Origin of the sequence: Caldovatus aquaticus (assembly GCF_019458025.1) — a bacterium.
GTDB classification, from domain to species: Bacteria; Pseudomonadota; Alphaproteobacteria; order Acetobacterales; family Acetobacteraceae; genus Caldovatus; species Caldovatus aquaticus.
This window is the reverse complement of the sequence record NZ_JAHZUY010000012.1, coordinates 44,750-62,999: the sequence shown is the minus strand read 5'-3', so window position 1 is coordinate 62,999 and position 18,250 is coordinate 44,750. Positions and strand designations below refer to the sequence as shown.

Annotated in this window: 17 protein-coding genes; 6 read left to right on the top strand and 11 right to left on the bottom strand. The window is 74.4% G+C overall.

Features of this window, described 5'->3' with window-relative positions:
* The first annotated feature begins 166 nt into the window (after nucleotides 1-166).
* Entirely contained in the window at nucleotides 167-1,207 is a 1,041-nt protein-coding gene (gene recA, locus K1J50_RS07125) for a recombinase RecA (protein ID WP_220117018.1), read from the top strand.
* Nucleotides 1,208-1,325: 118 nt separating this feature from the next.
* Here recA and K1J50_RS07120 read toward each other — a convergent pair whose 3' ends face one another.
* Entirely contained in the window at nucleotides 1,326-1,868 is a 543-nt protein-coding gene (locus tag K1J50_RS07120) for a YciE/YciF ferroxidase family protein (RefSeq protein ID WP_220117017.1), read from the bottom strand.
* 296 nt (nucleotides 1,869-2,164) lie between these two features.
* Between K1J50_RS07120 and alaS the strand changes: the two genes are divergently transcribed.
* The gene (gene alaS, locus K1J50_RS07115; RefSeq protein ID WP_220117016.1) at nucleotides 2,165-4,813 is read left to right on the top strand and encodes an alanine--tRNA ligase; all 2,649 of its coding nucleotides are present in this window, start codon (nucleotides 2,165-2,167) and stop codon (nucleotides 4,811-4,813) included.
* 70 nt (nucleotides 4,814-4,883) lie between these two features.
* Nucleotides 4,884-5,333, top strand: coding sequence for a hypothetical protein (locus tag K1J50_RS07110; RefSeq protein ID WP_220117015.1), 450 nt, complete (start codon nucleotides 4,884-4,886; stop codon nucleotides 5,331-5,333).
* A 9-nt stretch (nucleotides 5,334-5,342) separates the two neighbouring features.
* On the opposite strand, the gene K1J50_RS07105 is transcribed toward K1J50_RS07110, so the two are convergent.
* From K1J50_RS07105 to K1J50_RS07095, 3 genes are all read right to left on the bottom strand, one after another.
* Complete coding sequence (locus K1J50_RS07105; RefSeq protein ID WP_220117014.1) at nucleotides 5,343-6,032, bottom strand: DUF599 domain-containing protein; 690 nt, start codon at nucleotides 6,030-6,032, stop codon at nucleotides 5,343-5,345.
* A gap of 149 nt (nucleotides 6,033-6,181) precedes the next feature.
* Nucleotides 6,182-7,396 carry an NADP-dependent isocitrate dehydrogenase gene (locus K1J50_RS07100; RefSeq protein WP_220117013.1) on the bottom strand — a complete coding sequence of 405 codons (1,215 nt, stop codon included), beginning with the start codon at nucleotides 7,394-7,396 and terminating at the stop codon, nucleotides 6,182-6,184.
* A 310-nt stretch (nucleotides 7,397-7,706) separates the two neighbouring features.
* The gene (locus K1J50_RS07095) at nucleotides 7,707-8,699 is read right to left on the bottom strand and encodes an MBL fold metallo-hydrolase (RefSeq protein WP_220117012.1); all 993 of its coding nucleotides are present in this window, start codon (nucleotides 8,697-8,699) and stop codon (nucleotides 7,707-7,709) included.
* 171 nt (nucleotides 8,700-8,870) lie between these two features.
* Between K1J50_RS07095 and K1J50_RS07090 the strand changes: the two genes are divergently transcribed.
* Both K1J50_RS07090 and K1J50_RS07085 read left to right on the top strand, forming a co-directional pair.
* Complete coding sequence (locus K1J50_RS07090; protein ID WP_220117011.1) at nucleotides 8,871-9,140, top strand: hypothetical protein; 270 nt, start codon at nucleotides 8,871-8,873, stop codon at nucleotides 9,138-9,140.
* Nucleotides 9,141-9,175: 35 nt separating this feature from the next.
* Nucleotides 9,176-9,976: an enoyl-CoA hydratase gene (locus K1J50_RS07085; RefSeq protein ID WP_220117010.1), complete on the top strand. Its 801-nt coding sequence runs from the start codon at nucleotides 9,176-9,178 to the stop codon at nucleotides 9,974-9,976.
* Between the two features lie 40 nt (nucleotides 9,977-10,016).
* On the opposite strand, the gene K1J50_RS07080 is transcribed toward K1J50_RS07085, so the two are convergent.
* The 7 genes from K1J50_RS07080 to K1J50_RS07050 all read right to left on the bottom strand — a co-directional run bounded on the left by K1J50_RS07080 (nucleotide 10,017) and on the right by K1J50_RS07050 (nucleotide 16,375).
* A complete protein-coding gene (locus K1J50_RS07080) occupies nucleotides 10,017-10,703 on the bottom strand; it encodes an ABC transporter ATP-binding protein (protein WP_220117009.1) in 687 nt (228 codons plus the stop codon).
* Nucleotides 10,703-11,455, bottom strand: coding sequence for an ABC transporter ATP-binding protein (locus K1J50_RS07075; protein ID WP_220117008.1), 753 nt, complete (start codon nucleotides 11,453-11,455; stop codon nucleotides 10,703-10,705). Before K1J50_RS07075 ends, K1J50_RS07080 begins: the two co-directional genes overlap by 1 nt.
* Nucleotides 11,452-12,375 (bottom strand): branched-chain amino acid ABC transporter permease, encoded by a 924-nt coding sequence (locus K1J50_RS07070; RefSeq protein WP_220117007.1) that lies wholly within the window; start codon nucleotides 12,373-12,375, stop codon nucleotides 11,452-11,454. The genes K1J50_RS07075 and K1J50_RS07070 overlap by 4 nt, the downstream gene beginning before the upstream one ends.
* Before the next feature lie 10 nt (nucleotides 12,376-12,385).
* On the bottom strand, nucleotides 12,386-13,309 hold the full coding sequence (locus K1J50_RS07065) for a branched-chain amino acid ABC transporter permease (RefSeq protein WP_220117006.1): 924 nt from the start codon (nucleotides 13,307-13,309) through the stop codon (nucleotides 12,386-12,388).
* The gene (locus K1J50_RS07060) at nucleotides 13,309-14,502 is read right to left on the bottom strand and encodes an ABC transporter substrate-binding protein (RefSeq protein ID WP_220117005.1); all 1,194 of its coding nucleotides are present in this window, start codon (nucleotides 14,500-14,502) and stop codon (nucleotides 13,309-13,311) included. Before K1J50_RS07060 ends, K1J50_RS07065 begins: the two co-directional genes overlap by 1 nt.
* A 62-nt stretch (nucleotides 14,503-14,564) precedes the next feature.
* The gene (locus K1J50_RS07055; RefSeq protein ID WP_220117004.1) at nucleotides 14,565-15,389 is read right to left on the bottom strand and encodes an alpha/beta hydrolase; all 825 of its coding nucleotides are present in this window, start codon (nucleotides 15,387-15,389) and stop codon (nucleotides 14,565-14,567) included.
* A 176-nt stretch (nucleotides 15,390-15,565) separates the two neighbouring features.
* On the bottom strand, nucleotides 15,566-16,375 hold the full coding sequence (locus tag K1J50_RS07050; protein WP_220117003.1) for an enoyl-CoA hydratase-related protein: 810 nt from the start codon (nucleotides 16,373-16,375) through the stop codon (nucleotides 15,566-15,568).
* Nucleotides 16,376-16,552: 177 nt separating this feature from the next.
* Between K1J50_RS07050 and K1J50_RS07045 the strand changes: the two genes are divergently transcribed.
* A complete protein-coding gene (locus tag K1J50_RS07045) occupies nucleotides 16,553-18,250 on the top strand; it encodes a gamma-glutamyltransferase family protein (protein WP_220117002.1) in 1,698 nt (565 codons plus the stop codon).

Genomic DNA, 18,250 nt, shown 5'->3' with positions numbered 1-18,250 from the left:
TTGCGCTCCCTCCCGGCCCGGGTGCAAGCGAGGCGGCGGGAACCGGCGCTCCGCGTGGCCGCTGCCCGCAGCCGGGAGGTGCGGAACCGGCGGCGCGGGGAGAGGCCGGGCCGCGGGCGGGCCGGCGGCATCGGGATCGTCAGGGACAGATCGGGGACAGCACCGCATGGACAAGGGAAAGGCGCTCGACGCCGCGCTCAGCCAGATCGAGCGGGCCTTCGGCAAGGGCTCGATCATGCGCATGGGCGCGCGCCAGGAGCGGCAGGGCGACGTCGAGGTCGTCTCCACCGGCTCGCTCGGGCTCGACCTCGCGCTCGGCATCGGCGGGCTGCCGAAGGGGCGCATCGTCGAGATCTACGGCCCGGAGAGCTCCGGCAAGACGACGCTGGCGCTGCACTGCATCGCCGAGGCGCAGAAGAAGGGCGGCACCTGCGCCTTCATCGATGCCGAGCACGCGCTCGATCCGGGCTACGCGAAGAAGCTCGGCGTGGACCTCGACAACCTGCTGATCAGCCAGCCCGACGCCGGCGAGCAGGCGCTAGAGATCGCGGACACGCTGGTGCGCTCCGGCGCGATCGACGTGCTGGTGGTGGATTCCGTCGCCGCGCTGGTGCCGCGCGCCGAGCTCGAGGGCGAGATGGGCGATTCCCATGTCGGCCTGCACGCGCGGCTGATGAGCCAGGCGCTGAGGAAGCTCACCGGCTCGGTCTCGCGCTCGAACACGCTGATGATCTTCCTCAACCAGATCCGCCTCAAGATCGGCGTGATGTTCGGCAACCCGGAGACGACCACGGGCGGCAACGCGCTGAAGTTCTACGCCTCGGTGCGGATGGAGATCCGCCGCGTCGGCGCGATCAAGGAGCGCGACGAGGTGGTCGGCAACTCGACGCGCGTGAAGGTGGTCAAGAACAAGATGGCCCCGCCGTTCCGGCAGGTGGACTTCGACATCATGTACGGCGAGGGCATCTCCAAGGTCGGCGAGCTGATCGATCTCGGCGTCAAGGCGGGCATCGTCGAGAAGTCCGGCGCCTGGTTCAGCTACGACAGCCAGCGCATCGGCCAGGGGCGCGAGAACGCCAAGCAGTTCCTGCGCGACCACCCGGAGATCGCCGGCGCCATCGAGCAGAAGATCCGCGCCCAGGCGGGCGTCGTCGCCAACGCGATGCTGGTCGGCGAGGACGCGGAGGAGGCCCAGGCGGCGGAATAGGAGCGGCGGGGCGGCCGCGCCGGGGGCCGGGCGCGGAAGGCGCGCGGGCGGCCCCCGGCGCCTCCCCTGGCGCCGCGGAGGACGAGAAGGGGGGCGCCCGGGGGCGGCGCCGGGGCGCTCAGGCGGCGCTGCCGGCGCCGCGCCGGTCCGGGTCGTTCGCCGCCTGGTCCCGGCGCAGCGCCTCGGGGTTGATCTCCCGCTCGGCGAGCTGGGAGAGGCGCGCATCGGCGGCCTTCTCCTCCTCCAGCGTCTCGGCGAGCAGGGCGGCGGCCTGCGGCTGGCCGGCGGCGCCGAGCAGCGCGCAGAGCGTGCCGTAGGCGGCGATCTCGTAGTGCTCCACCTTCTGCGCCGCGGCGACCAGGGCGACGTCGCGCAGGGGGCCCGGCTCCATCAGGTCGATCATCTCCTGCGCCTCTTCGAGGAGGCCCTGGATGCCCTCGCAGGAGTCGGCGTCGTCGGGCTCGATGCCGAGCATCTGCGCCGCCTGCTCGAGCCGCTCGATCTGGCGCCGGGTCTCGGCCATGTGCTCCTGGATCGCCCGCCGGAGGCCCTGCGAGGCGGCGGCGTCGAGCATGGCCTCCATGCCGTCCAGCGCCTGGCGCTCGGCGCTGAGCGCGTCCAGCAGTTCGATCTCCAGCAGGTCCTGCATCGTCTCGGCCATGGTCTGTCCTCCGAGCGGGAATGCCGCGCCGGCAGCGGGCGGTGCCGGGGCCGCGGGCGGCGGCCGCATGCCAACGGCGCGCGCCGGGGCGAGTTGCCGGGCCGGGAGAATCGCGCCCGCGCCGGGGCGCCCGGCGCGGCCCGGGCGGCCGGCGCGCCCGCTCCCTCGACGCTGCGTCCGGCGCGCGCTAGAGGGAGGCTGGCGCTCCTCGCCGGTCCGGGCCTGTGTGCCGATGCGGGGCGGAGAGGAAACGAGGTGCGGGGCGTCCGGCCCCGGCCCAGGCTGGCTTCGGGGCCATGAGCAGCAGCAACGAGATCCGCGCAACCTTCCTCGACTACTTCGCGCGCAACGGGCACACGGTGGTCGCATCCTCGCCGCTGGTGCCGCGCAACGACCCGACGCTGTTGTTCACCAACAGCGGCATGGTGCAGTTCAAGAACGTGTTCACCGGCCAGGAGAAGCGGCCCTATGTCCGCGCCGCCTCGGCGCAGAAATGCGTGCGGGCGGGCGGCAAGCACAACGACCTCGACAACGTCGGCTACACCGCCCGGCACCACACCTTCTTCGAGATGCTGGGCAATTTCAGCTTCGGCGACTACTTCAAGGAGCAGGCGATCGCCTACGCCTGGGAGCTGCTGACCAGGGACTTCGCGCTGCCGAAGGACCGCCTGCTGGTCACCGTGTACGCGGAGGACGAGGAGGCCGCGCTCTACTGGAAGAAGATCGCCGGCTTCCCCGACAGCCGCATCATCCGCATCGCCACCAGCGACAACTTCTGGCGCATGGGCGACACCGGCCCGTGCGGCCCGTGCTCCGAGATCTTCTACGACCACGGGCCGGAGATCCCGGGCGGGCCGCCCGGCTCGCCGGACGCCGACGGCGACCGGTTCATCGAGATCTGGAACCTGGTCTTCATGCAGTTCGAGGAGGGGCCGCCGGGCGTGCGCGTGCCGCTGCCCAAGCCCTCCATCGACACCGGCATGGGGCTCGAGCGCTTCGCCGCCATCCTCCAGGGCAAGCACGACAACTACGACACCGACACGCTGCGCGCGATCATCCTCGCCAGCGCCGAGGCGACCGGGCACGAGCCGGACGGGCGGTTCAAGGTGAGCCACCGCGTGATCGCCGACCACCTGCGCGCCGCCGCCTTCCTGATCGCCGACGGCGTGCTGCCCTCCAACGAGGGGCGCGGCTACGTGCTGCGCCGGATCATGCGCCGCGCCATGCGCCATGCGCACATGATGGGGGTCGAGGACCCGCTGATGCACCGCCTCGTCCCGGTGCTGGTGCGCCAGATGGGCGGCGCCTATCCCGAGCTGGTGCGGGCCGAGCCGCTGATCACCGAGACGCTGAAGCTGGAGGAGGGGCGCTTCCGCACCCTGCTCGTCCGCGGCCTCCACCTGCTGGCGGAGGAGACGGCGAAGCTCGGCGCCGGCCAGCCCCTGCCCGGCGAGGTGGCGTTCCGGCTCTACGACACCTACGGCTTCCCGCTCGACCTCACCCAGGACGCGCTGCGCGCCGAGGGCCGCGCCGTGGACGTGGCCGGCTTCGAGGCGGCGATGGCCGAGCAGCGCCGGCGCGCGCGCGCCGCCTGGGCCGGCTCCGGCGAGGCGGCGACCGAGGGCGTCTGGTTCGACATCAAGGAGAAGGCCGGCGCCACCGAGTTCCTCGGCTACACCACCGAGACGGCGGAGGCCGAGATCCGCGCCCTGGTCGCGGGCGGCCGGCCGGTGGAGAGCGCCGCGGTCGGGACCGAGGTCGCGGTGGTGCTGAACCAGACGCCCTTCTACGGCGAGAGCGGCGGCCAGGTCGGCGACACCGGCCTGATCAGCGCCGGCGAGGCGTGCCGGATCGTCGTGCGCGACACGCAGAAGAAGCTCGGCGACCTCATCGTCCACTACGGCACGGTGGCGCACGGCGAGGCGAAGGTCGGCCTCGCCGTGCAGGCGGAGGTGGACCACGAGCGCCGCACCGCGATCCGCGCCCACCACAGCGCGACGCACCTGCTGCACGAGGCGCTGCGGCGCCGGCTCGGGACGCATGTGGCGCAGAAGGGCTCGCTGGTGGCGCCGGACCGGCTGCGCTTCGACATCTCCCACCCGAAGCCGATCGAGCCCGAGGAGCTCGCCTGGGTCGAGCGCGAGGTGAACGCGCGGGTGCGCGAGAACGCCGAGGTGACCACCCGCCTGATGACGCCCGAGGCCGCGGTGCAGGCCGGCGCGATCGCCCTGTTCGGCGAGAAGTACGGCGAGGAGGTGCGGGTCGTCGGCATGGGCCACGACCCGGAGGCGACGGAGCGCGGGGGCGTCTACTCGCTCGAGCTCTGCGGCGGGACGCATGTGCGCCGCACCGGCGACATCGGGCTGTTCAAGGTGGTCTCCGAGGGCGCGGTCAGCGCCGGCGTGCGCCGCATCGAGGCGGTGGCCGGCGAGGCGGCGGTGCGCGCCGTCGAGGAGGAGGAGCGCCACCTCGCCGCCGCCGCGGCCGCGCTCAAGGTGCGCCCGGCCGAGCTGCCCGAGCGCGTCGCCGCGCTGCTCGAGGAGCGGCGGCGGCTGGAGCGCGAGGTGGCGGAGCTGCGCAAGAAGCTCGCCGCCGGCGGCGCGGCGGCGGAGGTCGAGCAGGTGGACGGCCTGCGCGTCGCGCTGCGCGAGGTGGGCGAGGTGCCGGCGCGCGACCTCAAGGGCCTCGCCGAGGCGATCCTGAAGGGCGGCTCGGCGGACATCGTGGCGCTGGTCAGCACCGCCGAGGGCAAGGCGAGCATCGTCGTCGGCGTCGGCGAGGCGGCGCGGGGCAGGGCCGACGCGGTGGCGCTGGCCCGGGCCGCGAGCGCGGCGGTCGGCGGCAAGGGCGGCGGCGGCCGGCCGGACCTGGCGCAGGCCGGCGGCCCGCAGGCGGCGAAGGCGCGCGAGGCGCTGGCCGCCGTGCGCCGGGCGCTCCGGGGATAGCGCCGCACCCGGCGCCGCTTGCGCGGCGCGGGGCCGGAGAGTCCCGGCGTGGCAGAGGAGGATGCCATCCGTGCGCCGTCGTTTCCTGATGCTCGTCTCCTCCCTCGCCTGCGCCCCTGCGCTGCTGCTGCCGGCCGCGGCGCGCGCGCAGCCGGTGCCGTCCGAGCTGCCCTGGACCCGCCTCGCTCCCGCCGATCTCGATCGCTACGAGGCGACCGTGGGCGGGGTGCGGGTGAACAACCTCGCGCTCGGCCCGCTGGCGGATGCCGAGGCGGCCGGTCCGGCGACGGTGCAGGAGTTCACCCTGACCGCGGCCAATCGCGGCGCGGAATGGCAGCGGGTGATCGTGGAGATCGTCGGCGTGCGTGAGGACGGCAGGCCGACCTTCACCGCCGGGGCGGATCTGGACGTCGAGCCGCGGCGCAACGAAACCGCGCGCGAGCAGTTCTTCGCCGCCGAGGAGGAGATGAAAGCGACCGCCGCCTACTGGCTGCGCGTACTGGTGCTGCCGCGGGACTGACGCGGCGGCTCAGGCGGGACCGCGGCGGGTGAGCGCCTCGCGCACCTCGCTGCGGAACTCGCGCCGGTGCAGCTCGCGCAGCACCGCGAGGCTCGCGGCGACGAGCGCCAGCGGGTGCAGCAGCCAGGCGAGCGCGGCGAGGCCGAAGTAGTAGCTGCGCAGGCCGGTGGAGAAGTGCCGCGCGGCGCGGTTGAGGACCCGCGCCGCGGCCTCGGCCTGCGCGACGCGCGCCGGGTCGGGCGGGCCCGCGGGGATGCCGGAGACGAGGATCGAGGCGTAGTTGAACTGCCGGAGCGCCCAGGTGAGGGCGAAGAAGGCGTTGACGAAGATCACCACCAGCAGCGCGACCTTGGCCTCCCACGCCGCTTCCTCCGGCACCGCGGCGTAGGGCAGGGCGGCGAGGACGCGGCGGCCGAGATCCGGCGCGCCGAGCATCGCCACCAGGCCGCCGAGGACGAAGATGCAGGTGGTGGCGAGGAAGCTCGTGCTCTGCATCAGGTTGCCGATGGTGGCGATGTCGGCGATGCGGTTCTCGCGCCCGAGCATGGCGATCATCCAGCGCCGCCGGTGCTCGTCCATCGCGGCGATCACGCTGCGGGCGCGGATCGCCGGCACGCGGTCCGTCACCAGCGCGTAGGCGACCCAGCACAGCAGGAAGACCGCGAGGGCCAGCCAGTCGGCGAGGGTGAGCGAGGCCATCGGCTCGAGGGGGCGGCTCCGATCGCCGCCGCGCCTTGGCGCGGCAGGACGGAGAGAGTGCGATGCCCGCCGCCGGCGGCGCAAGGGCCGGGTGCCCCGCAGGGCGCGGCGGGCGCGCGGGGCGCCCGCCGCAGGACGGCGGCGCCGGATCAGCCCATGGCCTTCTTCAGGTTCTCGGCGATCTTGTCGAGGAAGGCCTGGGTGTTCAGCCAGGGCTGGTCCTTGCCGACCAGGATCGCGAGATCCTTGGTCATGTAGCCGCTCTCGACGGTCTCGATGCAGACCCGCTCCAGCGTCTCGGCGAAGCGGACCACCTCCGGCGTGTCGTCGAAGCGGCCGCGATAGGCGAGGCCGCGGGTCCAGGCGAAGATCGAGGCGATCGGGTTGGTGCTGGTCTCGCGCCCCTTCTGGTATTCGCGGTAGTGGCGGGTGACGGTGCCGTGCGCCGCCTCCGACTCCACGGTCTTGCCGTCGGGGGAGAGCAGGACGCTGGTCATCAGGCCGAGGCTGCCGAAGCCCTGCGCCACGACGTCGGACTGCACGTCGCCGTCGTAGTTCTTGCAGGCCCAGACGTAGCCGCCCTCCCACTTCAGGGCGGCGGCGACCATGTCGTCGATCAGGCGGTGCTCGTAGGTGAGGCCGCGCTTGTCGAACTCGGCCTTGAACTCCCGCTCGAAGATGTCCTGGAACACGTCCTTGAACATGCCGTCGTAGGCCTTGAGGATCGTGTTCTTGGTCGAGAGGTAGACCGGGAAGTTCCGGCTGAGGCCGTAGTTGAAGCAGGCGCGCGCGAAGCCCTCGATCGAATCCTTCGTGTTGTGCATGCCGAGCGCCACGCCCGCGCCCTTGAAGTCGTGTACCTCGAGCGTGAGCGGCGCGCTGCCGTCGGCGGGCTGGTAGGTCAGGGTGACCTTGCCCGGGCCGGGGATCTTGGTCTCCGCGGCGCGGTAGATGTCGCCGTAGGCGTGGCGGCCGACGACGATCGGCTTGGTCCAGTGCGGCACCAGGCGCGGGACGTTGCGGCAGATGATCGGCTCGCGGAAGATGGTGCCGTCGAGGATGTTGCGGATCGTCCCGTTGGGCGAGCGCCACATCTTCTTCAGGCCGAACTCCTTCACGCGCGCCTCGTCCGGCGTGATGGTCGCGCACTTCACGCCGACGCCGTACTTCTTGATGGCGTAGGCGGCGTCCACCGTCACCTGGTCGTCGGTGGCGTCGCGGTTCTGGATGCTGAGGTCGTAGTACTTCAGGTCGATGTCGAGGTAGGGGAGGATCAGCTTCTCCTTGATGAGGGCCCAGATGATGCGGGTCATCTCATCCCCGTCGAGCTCGACGACGGGATTCTTCACCTTGATCTTGGCCATGCCGATCCTCGCCACCTCGCGCCGGCGCGGGCGGCGCCGGCGATCCCAACGGAAACCCGCCCGGGGGCGGGCGGGGCGCGCGGGTTTTCGCACCGCGCCGCGAGGGCGGCAAGAGCGGCCGGCCGCGCCGCTCCCGCCCGGCGGACGTGGCAGCCGCGCGCCGGCGGAGCGCGGCCGCCGGTCGGGCGACGCCGGGGACGGGCGCGGCCGGAGCCGTTTCCGCCCGGCGGTGCGCGCGGCCGCGGCTCCGGCCCGTCGTCGGTCGCGCGGATTCCCGCTTCCGGCCGTTCCCGGCCGTCCGCGATCCGCCCTAGCCGAGGGCGGTGACGTTCATCGGCGCCGGATGCCAGGCGAAGCCCTCGCTCTCCTTCGACACATGGCCGAGGCCGGGCCAGGGGAAGTGGTAGGACAGCACCGCATGCCGGTCGGTCGCCAGCCGGTCGAGCATGCGCAGGCGGGTCTGGGCGGACTGCTTGGGGTCGGTGTCGTAGGCGAACTCCCAGAGCGGGCGGCGCAGCAGCAGCACCTGGTGGTGGGCGAGGTCGCCGGTGTTCACCAGCGTCGTCCCGCCGGAGGTGATGGCATAGACGTAGTGGCCCACCGTGTGGCCGGGCGTGGCGATGGCGGTGACGCCGGGCACCACCTCCTGCCCGTCGCGCACCATCACCAGGCGGTCGCGGTAGGCGGCGAGGTTCTTCTTCGCCCCCTCGATGAACACGGAGACCCATTCGGGGCCGCGCTTGTTGCCGTCGTCGGTCCAGAACTTCAGGTCCGCCTCGCTGATGGCGACCTGCGCGTTCGGGAAGACGCGCTGCCCGCGCTCGTCCACCAGGCCCCAGACGTGGTCGCAGTGCGCGTGCGTGGCGCAGACGAGGTCGATCTGCTCCGGCTCGATGCCGGCGGCGCGCATGTTCCGCAAGAGCCGGCCGGTGGTCGGGCCGAACATCTTGCTCTGCGGCCCCATGCTCTCGCCCATGCCGGTGTCGAACAGGATGAGCTGGCGGCCGGTGTTGAGGATCAGCGCGTTCTGCTCGAGCGTCGCCTCGTTGACCGGCAGGAAGTGCGCCCGCATCAGCGCCTCGATCTCCTCCGGCGGCGAGGCGGGGAAGGCCGGCGCCGGCCGGCCGAGCGGCAGCGCGCCGTCGGAGACGATGGTGGCCTCGAACTCGCCGACCCGGAAGCGGTGCCAGGCGGGCGGCAGCTCGTTGCGGAACGGGGCCGCCGCCCGGGCTTCCGAGGCGGGCCACAGCGGCAGGACAGCAGCGGCGGCGGCACCGAACAGGGCGCGACGCGACAGGGACATGGGACCGTTTCCTCCGCAAAGCCCGCGCCCCGGCCGCGCGGGCGGCCGGACGCTACCACCCCGGCGGCCCCGGAGCCTCAACCATCGTGTGATTTCAAGCACGCGTGAGCGGTTGCGGCGCCATCGGCCGGAGCCCACAGGTTCCGGTCGCGAGCAAGGAGGAGGCCGACGATGGTGCTGCCATCGCTGCCTGGGATGCGGACCGTGGGGATGGGCATGGCCGGGCTGGCGGCGGCCGGGGGGGCCTTCGCCGCGGGCCTGGTGCTCGGCGCGGCGCTCGGCGCGGCGGGGGCATGCGGCGCCTGGGCGGCGTGCCGGATGATGCGCCGCCGCAACCGCTGGCGCGACGAGGACCGGATCGAGGGCGCGCCGGGAGGGACCGCCCACGCCCCGGGCGGCGACAGCCCGCACCTGCCGATCGGCGAGGCGCCGGTGGTCTGAACCGGCGCGGGCCGGAGGGAGGGAGATCGGCGCTGATGGCCGCTTCGGCCGGAGACGTGACGGTGCGGCTCGACCCGATGCCGCACGTCGGACCCGTCGCCTGGGTGACGATCGCGAACGAGGCGAAGCGCAACGCGCTGGGCTCGCCGCTGCTGCACCGCTTCGCCGCCGCGGTCGAGGGCCTCGCCGCGCACGCGGACCTGCGCGCGGCGGTGGTGACGGGCGCCGGCGAGCGGGCCTTCGTCGGCGGCGCCGACATCCGCGAGATGGCGGACCTCGCCGGCCCCGCCGAGGCCCGCCGCTTCATCGAGGCCGTGCACCGCGCCTGCAGGGCGGTGCGCGACCTGCCGGTGCCGGCGATCGCGCGGATCAACGGCGCGGCGCTCGGCGCCGGGCTCGAACTCGCGGCCGCCTGCGACCTGCGCATCGCCGCCGCGACCGCGCGCTTCGGCATGCCGGAGGTGCTGCTCGGCCTGCCTTCGGTGGTGGAGGCGGCGCTGCTGCCCACGCTGATCGGATGGGGACGGGCGCGGCGGCTGCTGCTGCTCGGCGAGACGATCGGCGCGGAGGAGGCGCTCGCCTGGGGGCTCGTCGAGCGCGTCGCGGCGCCGGGGCCGGCGCTGGACGCGGCGGTGACGGAGTGGCTGGAGCGGCTCGGCCGCGCCGGGCCCCGCGCGGTGCGGCTGCAGAAGCGCCTGATCCGCGCCTGGGAGGAGCTGCCGATGGCCGAGGCGATCCGCGCCGGCATCTCCACCTTCGCCGAGGCCTGGAGCGGCGAGGAGCCGCGCCGGATGCTGACGGCCTTCCTCGAGCGGCGGAAGACGCCGGAAGGGTGAGCGGCAGGCGGGGCGGGCCGGCGATCGCGCGGCGCGGGCCTCACAGGTGCAGGTAGGTGTCGCGAACCTCCGGCGCGGCGGCGAGCGCGGCGCTGCTGCCGGTCCAGACGGTGCGGCCCTTCTCGAGGATCACGTGCCGGTCGGCGAGCCGCAGCACCGCGGCGAGGTTCTTGTCGATCAGCAGGATCGAGAGGCCCTCCGCCTTCAGCGCCGCGATCACCGACCAGATCTCGGTCCGCACCAGCGGCGCCAGCCCCTCCGTCGCCTCGTCCAGGATGAGGAGACGGGGGTTGGTCATCAGCGCGCGGCCGATGGCGAGCATCTGCTGCTCGCCGCCCGAGAGCCGCGCGCCGAGGTTGCGCCGGCGCTCCGCCAGGCGGGGGAAGAGGGCGAGGACGCGCGCCAGGGTCCACGGGCCGGGGCGGGCGGTGGCGACCAGGTTCTCCTCGACGGTGAGGGTCGGGAAGACCTGCCGCCCCTCCGGCACCAGGCCGAGGCCGAGGCGGGCGATGCGGTAGGGCGGCAGGCCGGCGAGGGAGACGCCGCCGAAGCGGAGCTCGCCCGACCAGGGCCTGAGCAGGCCCATCACCGCGCGCACCGTCGTCGTCTTGCCCATGCCGTTGCGGCCGAGCAGGGTCACCACCTCGCCCGCGGCGACGCCGAAGGTGACGTCGAACAGCACCTGGCTCTCGCCGTAGCCGGCGGCGAGATGCGCGACGCGCAGCATCACGCCTCGTCCTCGCCGAGATAGGCGGCGCGCACCTCGGGATTGGCGCGGATCTCCGGCGGGGCGCCGGTGGCGATCACGCGGCCGTAGACCAGCACCGAGATGCGGTCGGCGAGGGCGAACACCGCGCGCATGTCGTGCTCGACCAGGAGGACGCCGTAGTCGGCGCGCAGCCGGCCGAGCAGGGCGATCAGCCGCTCCGTCTCCTCCGGTCCCGCTCCGGCCAGCGGCTCGTCGAGCAGCAGCAGGCGGGGGCGGGTGGCGAGGGCGATGGCGAGCTCGAGCTGGCGCTTCTCGCCGTGCGCCAGCGCCCCCGCCGGCGCCGCGGCGCGGTGGGCGAGGCCGACGGCCGCGAGCGCCTCCAGGGCGGCGCGGTTGAGCCGGTCCTCGCCCGCCGAAGGGCGGAGGAAGCGGAACGAGGAGCCGTCGCGCGCCTGCGCCGCGAGGGCGACGTTCTCCAGCACCGAGAAGCCGGGAAGGATGCAGGTGACCTGGAAGGTGCGCGCGAGGCCCGCGCGCACGCGGCGCGGCATGGAGAGGCGCGTGATGTCGCGGCCGGCGAACAGGATGCGGCCCGCATCGGGCGCCAGCGCGCCGCTGACCTGGTTGATGAGCGTGGTCTTGCCCGCGCCGTTCGGGCCGATCAGGGCGTGGATCTCGCCCGCGCGGACCTCGAGCGAGACGGCGTCGGTCACGGCGAGGCCGCCGAAGCGCTTGCTCAGCCCCTCGATGCGGAGCAGCGGCGCGGTCATCGCCGCCGCGGCGCCAGCAGGCCGGCGAGGCCGCCGCGGAAGAACAGCACCGAGAGCACCAGCAGCGGGCCGAAGACCATCCGCCAGTGCTCGGTCAGGTGCGACAGCCACTCCTCGAGCAGCACGTAGGCGAGGGCGCCGAGGATCGCGCCGTGCAGGCTGCCGAGGCCGCCGAGGATCACCATGAACAGCAGCTCGCCCGACCGCTGCCAGGAGAGGTAGCTGGGCGCCACGAACTCCGTCGCGTTGGCGAGCAGCACGCCGGAGAGGCCGCCGATCGCACCGGCGATGACGCAGGCGAGCAGCCGGTAGGGGTAGGGGTCGAAGCCGACGGCGCGCACCCGGAGCGGGTTCTCGCGCGCCGCGCGCAGCACGCGGCCGAAGCGCGCGGCGAGGGCGGCGCGGCAGAACAGGAACACCAGCGCGAGCAGGCCGAGGCAGGCGTAGTGGAAGACCAGGCGGTCCTCGAGCAGGCGGGTGCCGCCGAGCTCGGTGCGCGCGTACAGCGTGTAGCCGTCGTCCCCGCCGTAGGCGGCGAGCGAGGAGGCGGTGAAGAACGCCATCTGCCCGAAGGCGAGGGTGATCATGATGAAGTGCACGCCGGAGGTGCGCAGGCTGACCGCGCCGGTGGCGAGCGCGAACAGCGCCGCCGCCCCGATCGCGACCGGAAGGACGAGCGCGCCCTCGACGATGCCGTTGGCGTCCAGCGCCACCACCGCGTAGGCGCCGACGCCGAGCGTCGCGGCATGGCCGAGGCTGACGAGGCCCGCGCCGCCGACCAGCAGCGCGAGGCCGACCGCGGCCATGCCGAGGATCATCGCGCGGGCGAGCAGGGTGAGCGCGTAGCCCTCGCCGAAGCCGAGGAAGGGGGCGGCGGCGAGGGCGGCGAACAGCAGCAGCGGCACCGCCCGCTCGCGCATGCGCCGGGGCTCAGCCGGCGCGCGCGGGGAACAGGCCGGCGGGGCGGACGGCGAGCACCGCGGCCATCAGGATGTAGACCAGCATCGAGGCGATCGCGGCCCCCGCCTGGCGCGCCGGCGAGGGGGCGAGGAACAGGCGCAGCAGGTCCGGCAGCGCGGCGCGGCCGAGCGTGTCCATCAGCCCGACCAGCAGCGAGGCGACGAAGGCGCCGCGGATCGAGCCGATGCCGCCGATGACGATGACGACGAAGGCGAGGATCAGCGGCGCATCGCCCATGCCCGGCTCGACCGACAGGACCGGCGCCGCCATCGCCCCCGCGAAGCCCGCGAGCATCGCCCCGAAGGCGAAGACGAGCAGGAACAGCCGGCGGATGTCCACGCCGAGCGCCGCGACGATGTCCGGGTGCGTCGCGCCCGCGCGCACCAGCATGCCGGCGCGCGTGCGGTCCACCAGGACCCAGAGCAGCAGCGCGGTGGCGAGGCCCGCGGCGAGGATGGCGAGGCGATAGACCGGGTACTGCAGCCCCGGCATGAGCGCAACGCCGCCCTCGAGCAGCGGCGGGACCGGCATCTGCAGCGGCGCCGCCCCCCACGCCAGCTTCACCCCCTCGTTGAGGAACAGGATCACGCCGAAGGTCGCCAGCACCTGCGCCAGGTGGTCGCGGCCGTAGAGATGGCGGAAGACGAGGAGTTCGAGCGCGAGGCCCGCCGCCAGCGCCGCCGGCAGCGCGAGCAGCAGGCCGAGCCAGAAGCTCCCGGTCGCCGCCGCCAGCGTCGCGCCGAAATAGGCGCCGAGCATGTACTGCACGCCGTGGGCGAGGTTGATGAAGTCCATCACCCCGAACACCAGCGTCAGCCCGGCGGCCACCAAAAACAGAAGGACGCCGAACTGCAGGCCGTTCAGGGCCTGCACCAGCAGCAGCTCGGCCGACATCAGCCCGTGCGCATGCGGCACTCGCCGGCGTATGGGTCGGCGCTGCTCTCCAGCACCTTGCGCACCGCCTCGGTCTGGAACCTGCCGTCCGCGCGGCGCGCGACGCGGCAGAGCCAGAAGTCCTGCACCGGGAAGTGGTTCGGGCCGAAGCGGAAGTTGCCGCGCACGGAGCGGAACTCCGCCGCCTCCAGCGCGCGGCGCACCGCCGCCTTGTCGGCGAGGTCGCCGCCCGTCTTGCGGATCGCGGAATCGAGCAGCATGGCGCCGTCGTAGGACTGCGCGGCGTAGGTCGCGGGAATGTAGCCGTACTGCGCCTCGAAGTCGCGCACGAAGCGGCGGTTCTGCTCGTTGTCGAGGTTGGGCGCCCAGACCGCGGCGTGCAGGAAGCCGAGCGCGGCCTCGCCCTGCGCCGGCAGCGTCGCCTCGTCCACCGTGAAGGTGGAGAGGAAGGGGATGTGGGCGAGGCCCGCCTGGCGGTACTGGCGCACCAGGTTCACGCCGAGCCCGCCGGGCATGAAGGTGAACAGCGCGTCCGGCCGCGCGGCCGCGATCCGCGCCAGCTCCGCCGAGAAGTCGAGCTGGGTGAGGGGGACGTAGGCCTCGTCCGCGATCTCGCCCCTGAAGCGGCTCTTGAAGCCGGCGACGGCGTCGCGCCCGGCCTGGTAGTTGGGCACCAGGATGAAGACGCGCCGGTAGCCCTCGTCCTGCGCCACCTGGCCCATCGTCGCGTGGACCTGGTCGTTGTTGTAGGAGACGGCGAAGAAGTAGGGGCTGCAGCCGCGCCCGGCGAAGGGCGAGGGGCCGGCGTTGGTGGAGATCAGGAAGGTGCTCGCCTCCGTCACCGGCCGGAACACCGCCTGGAGGATGTTGGAGAACACCACGCCGACGACGAAGTCCACCTTGTCGCGCTCCAGCGCGGCGCGGACCTTGGTGACGGCGACGTCGGGCTTCAGCTCGTCGTCGATCACCAGCACCTCGGCCGGCCGGCCGCCGAGCCTGCCCTCGAGGTGGCGCAGGCCGAGCTGGAAGCCGTCGCGGAGCTGGGTGCCGAGCGCCGCCTGCGGGCCGGTCAGCACCGTGACGAAGCCGATCCTCACCGCCTGCGCCTGCGCGCGCGCCACGTGCGGGGCGGCGAGGCCGCAGGCCGCGGCCGTCGCGAGCAGCCGGCGCCTGCCGAGGCGTGGCGTCGTCATGATGCCTCCCTCCTTCCGCGGTCCGGGCGGGTCATTCTGCGGCTCATTCTAGGGTCGACGAATCAGCGGGCAAGCCGTTGCGCCATCGCCGCGGCGCGCGCGACCAGCGGGCTCGCCGGCTCGACGAGCGGCGCCAGGACGGTGAAGTGGTCGGCGCCCGGCAGCGCCTCCCAGGTGCCGCCCCAGGCGGCGGCGAAGTCGCGCGTCTGGCGGAGGAACTCGGCGCTCTCCGCCGCGCCGACCACGGCGTGCAGCGCGGCGGTGCCGGGCGGGCGCGGCAGCCAGCGCGGCGACAGGGCGCGCGCCGTCGCGGCGTCGAGCCCGAGCGGACGCGCGATCGTGGTCGGGAGCAGCGGCTCCAGCTCGAACACGCCGGAGACCGGCAGGCCGGCCGGCACCAGCCCCGCCGGCAGGGCGCGATCGAACGCGCGCCAGTCGGTCGCCATCAGCATGGCGGCGAGGTGGCCGCCCGCGGAATGGCCCACCGCCAGCAGGCGCCGGCCGTGCCGGCGGTGCAGGAAGGCGGCCGCCGCGCGCATCTGCTCCACGATGCGCGCGACCGTCACCGCGGGGCAGAGGTCGTAGGACGGCACCGCCACCGCGATGCCGCGCGCGTTGAGGCCCCGCGCGCAGTGGCTGACCCAGCTCCGGTCGAGCGCCTGCCAGTAGCCGCCGTGGAGGAACAGCGCCAGCGGCGCGTCGCGGCCGGCCCCGCCCGCGGGCCAGAACAGGTCGAGCCGCTCGCGCTCGCCCGGCCCGTAGGCGAGGCCGAGCTCGGCGTCGGGGTGCGCGGCCCGGTAGGCGGCGGCGTCGCGCGCCCAGCCCTCGAGGATCGCGGGGTGCTCCGGGACGCGCGCGCGGTTGTTGTATTCGGCTTCGGGGTCCATGGGGGCGGGTCATAGCACGGACGGTGCGGGCCGCCCTACCCGGCATCGCGCTCCGGATGCCGCCCCTTCCCGGTGCTGCGGCCGGATCTCCGCGAAGAGGCGAAAGGCGTCGCGACCTCGCGGCGCCGCTCCGGGTCGCGAGCGCCGATCGCGCCCCGCGGCCGGCGGGAGGAGGGTCAGCGGTACCAGCTCGGCCGCCGCTTCTCGCGGAAGGCGGCGAGCCCCTCCCGGCCCTCCGCCGAGGCGCGCTGCATCCAGCTCTCGTGCGCGAGCATCGCCATCTCGCGCGGATCGAGGGTGAGGCCGTTGGCGGCGAGGAAGGAGTGCTTCGTCACCGCGACCGCGCCGGGCGCGGACAGCAGGGTCTGGTCGAGGATCTCGGCAAGCCGCGCCTCGATCCGCTCGGCGGGGTGGACCTCGTGGACGAGGCCGATGCGCAGCGCCTCGGCGGCGTCGAACCGCTCGCCGGTGAGGGCGTAGCGGCGGGTATGGCGCAGGCCCATGGCGTTGACCATGTGCGTGCTGATCGGCGTCGGGGCGACGCCGACGCGCACCTCGGTGAGGCCGAAGACCGCCTCCGTCGTGGCCAGCGCGACGTCCACGCAGCAGACGATGCCGCAGCCGCCGCCGAAGCAGGCGCCGTGGACCAGGGCGAAGGTCGGGCGCGGGAACTCGTTGAGCCGCTGCATCGCCCGGGTGGTGGCCATCGAGGCCGCGAAGGCGCGCTCCGGCGGGTAGGCGGCGGCCCGTGCCAGCCAGTCGAGATCGGCGCCGGCCTGGAAGTGCCTGCCCGCGCCGCGGATCACCACCGCGCGCACGGCGGGGTCCTTCTCCAGCCGATCCAGCCCGCCGATCAGGGCGGCGAGCATGTCCTCGTCGTAGGCATTGCCCTTGTGCGGGCGGTTGAGCGTGACGGTGGCGATCCCGCGGGCATCGGTGGCGAGGAGGACGGGCGGGGCGGCGGTGGCGTCGGTGGTGTCGGACATGGGCGGCTGCTCCGTCTCGGGGCCCGCACGCGCGCGGCGGGGCGCGCGCATCCTCGCCCCCGGAACGGGCGCCGTGAAGGGGGCGGGGAGGCGGTTGACACCGCACCCCGCCCGCGCGGAGCCTGCGCCGGAGCGGCGGCGGGCCGGCCGGGCCCGCGCCGGGAGGAGCGTCGCGCCATGCAGACACGCCCGACCATCAGCGGCACGCGCCACGCGGTCGCGGCCGGCCACTATCTCGCCGCGGCCGCCGGCTTCTCGGTGCTGGAGGCCGGCGGCAACGCGATCGACGCGGGCTGCGCCGCCGGCATCGCGCTCGGCGTCCTGCTGCCGGACCTGGTGAACGTCGCCGGCGTGGCGCCGATCCTGATCCGCACCGCCGACGGCGCGGTGGAGACCATCGCCGGCCTCGGCCACTGGCCGAGGTCGCTCCCCGCCGACCTGTTCCTGCGCGAGCACGGCGGCCGGATCCCGCCGGGGGTGCTGCGCACCGTGGTGCCGGCCGCGCCCGACGCCTGGATCACCGCGCTCGAGCGCCACGGCACCATGGGCTTCGGCGAGGTGGCGCAGCACGCGATCCGCTTCGCCCGCGACGGCTTCGCAGTGTTCCCCCTGCTCGCCGAGAACATCGAGAAGCACGAGGCGGAATACGCGCGCTGGCCCTCCAACGCGGCGATCTTCCTGCCCGGCGGGCGGCGCCCGCGCGTCGGCGAGAGGTTCGTGCAGGCCGACCTCGCCCGCACGCTGCAGTACATGGCGGACGAGGAGCGCAAGGCGGCCGGCAAGGGGCGCCTCGCCGGGCTCGCGGCGGCGCGGGCGGCGTTCTACCGGGGCGACATCGCGCGCGAGATCGTCGCCTTCCAGCGGCGCGAGGGCGGCTATCTCTCGATGGAGGACCTGGCCGGGTTCCGCTCGCGCATCGAGCCCGCGGTGCGGCGGCGCTGGCGCGGCCACGAGGTGCTGACCTGCGGGCCGTGGTGCCAGGGCCCGGCGCTGCTCGAGGCGCTGCTGGTGATGGAGCGGGCGGGCCTCGACGGGCTCGCGCACAACTCGGCCGACTACCTGCACCTGCTGGCCGAGGCCATCAAGGCGGCGATGGCGGACCGCGAGTACCACTTCGGCGATCCGGCCTTCGTGGACGTCCCGCTCGACGCGCTGCTCTCGGAGGCGCACGTCGCGGCGCGCGCGCGGGCGATCGATCCGCGCCGCGCCCATCCCGGCATGCCGGGCCCGCTGCTCGGCGCCGGGACCGCGCCGGCGTCCGCGACCCGCGCCGCGGCGCCCGCGGCGGAGGCCGACACCAGCTACGTCTGCGTCGTGGACCGCTGGGGCAACGCCTTCAGCGCCACGCCCTCCGACGGGTCGTGGAGTTCGCCCGTCGTGCCAGGCCTCGGCATCATCCCCTCCAACCGCGGCTCGCAGAGCCGGCCCGATCCGCGGCACCCGAGCGGCGTCGCCCCCGGCAAGCGCCCGCGCCTGACGCCCAACCCGGCGATGGTCGTCACGCGCGACGGCGGGCTGATGCCGTTCGGCACGCCGGGCGGCGACGTGCAGATCCAGGCCATGCTGCAGGTGATGCTCAACATCCTGCACTTCGGCATGGAGGTGCAGGAGGCGGTCGAGGCGCCGCGCGTGGCGAGCTACTCCTTCCCCTCCTCCTTCGCGCCGTTCGAGTACTTCCCCGCCCGCCTCGCCGCCGAGGCGCGCATCGCCCGCGAGACGCGCGAGGCGCTTGCCGCGCGCGGCCACGCGCTGCAGGACTGGCCGGAGTGGACCTGGCTCGCCGGCGGCGTGGAGGTGATCCTGACCGATCCGCAAGCGGGCATGATCCACGCCGGGGCCGATCCGCGGCGGCCGGCCTACGCGATCGCCTCCTGA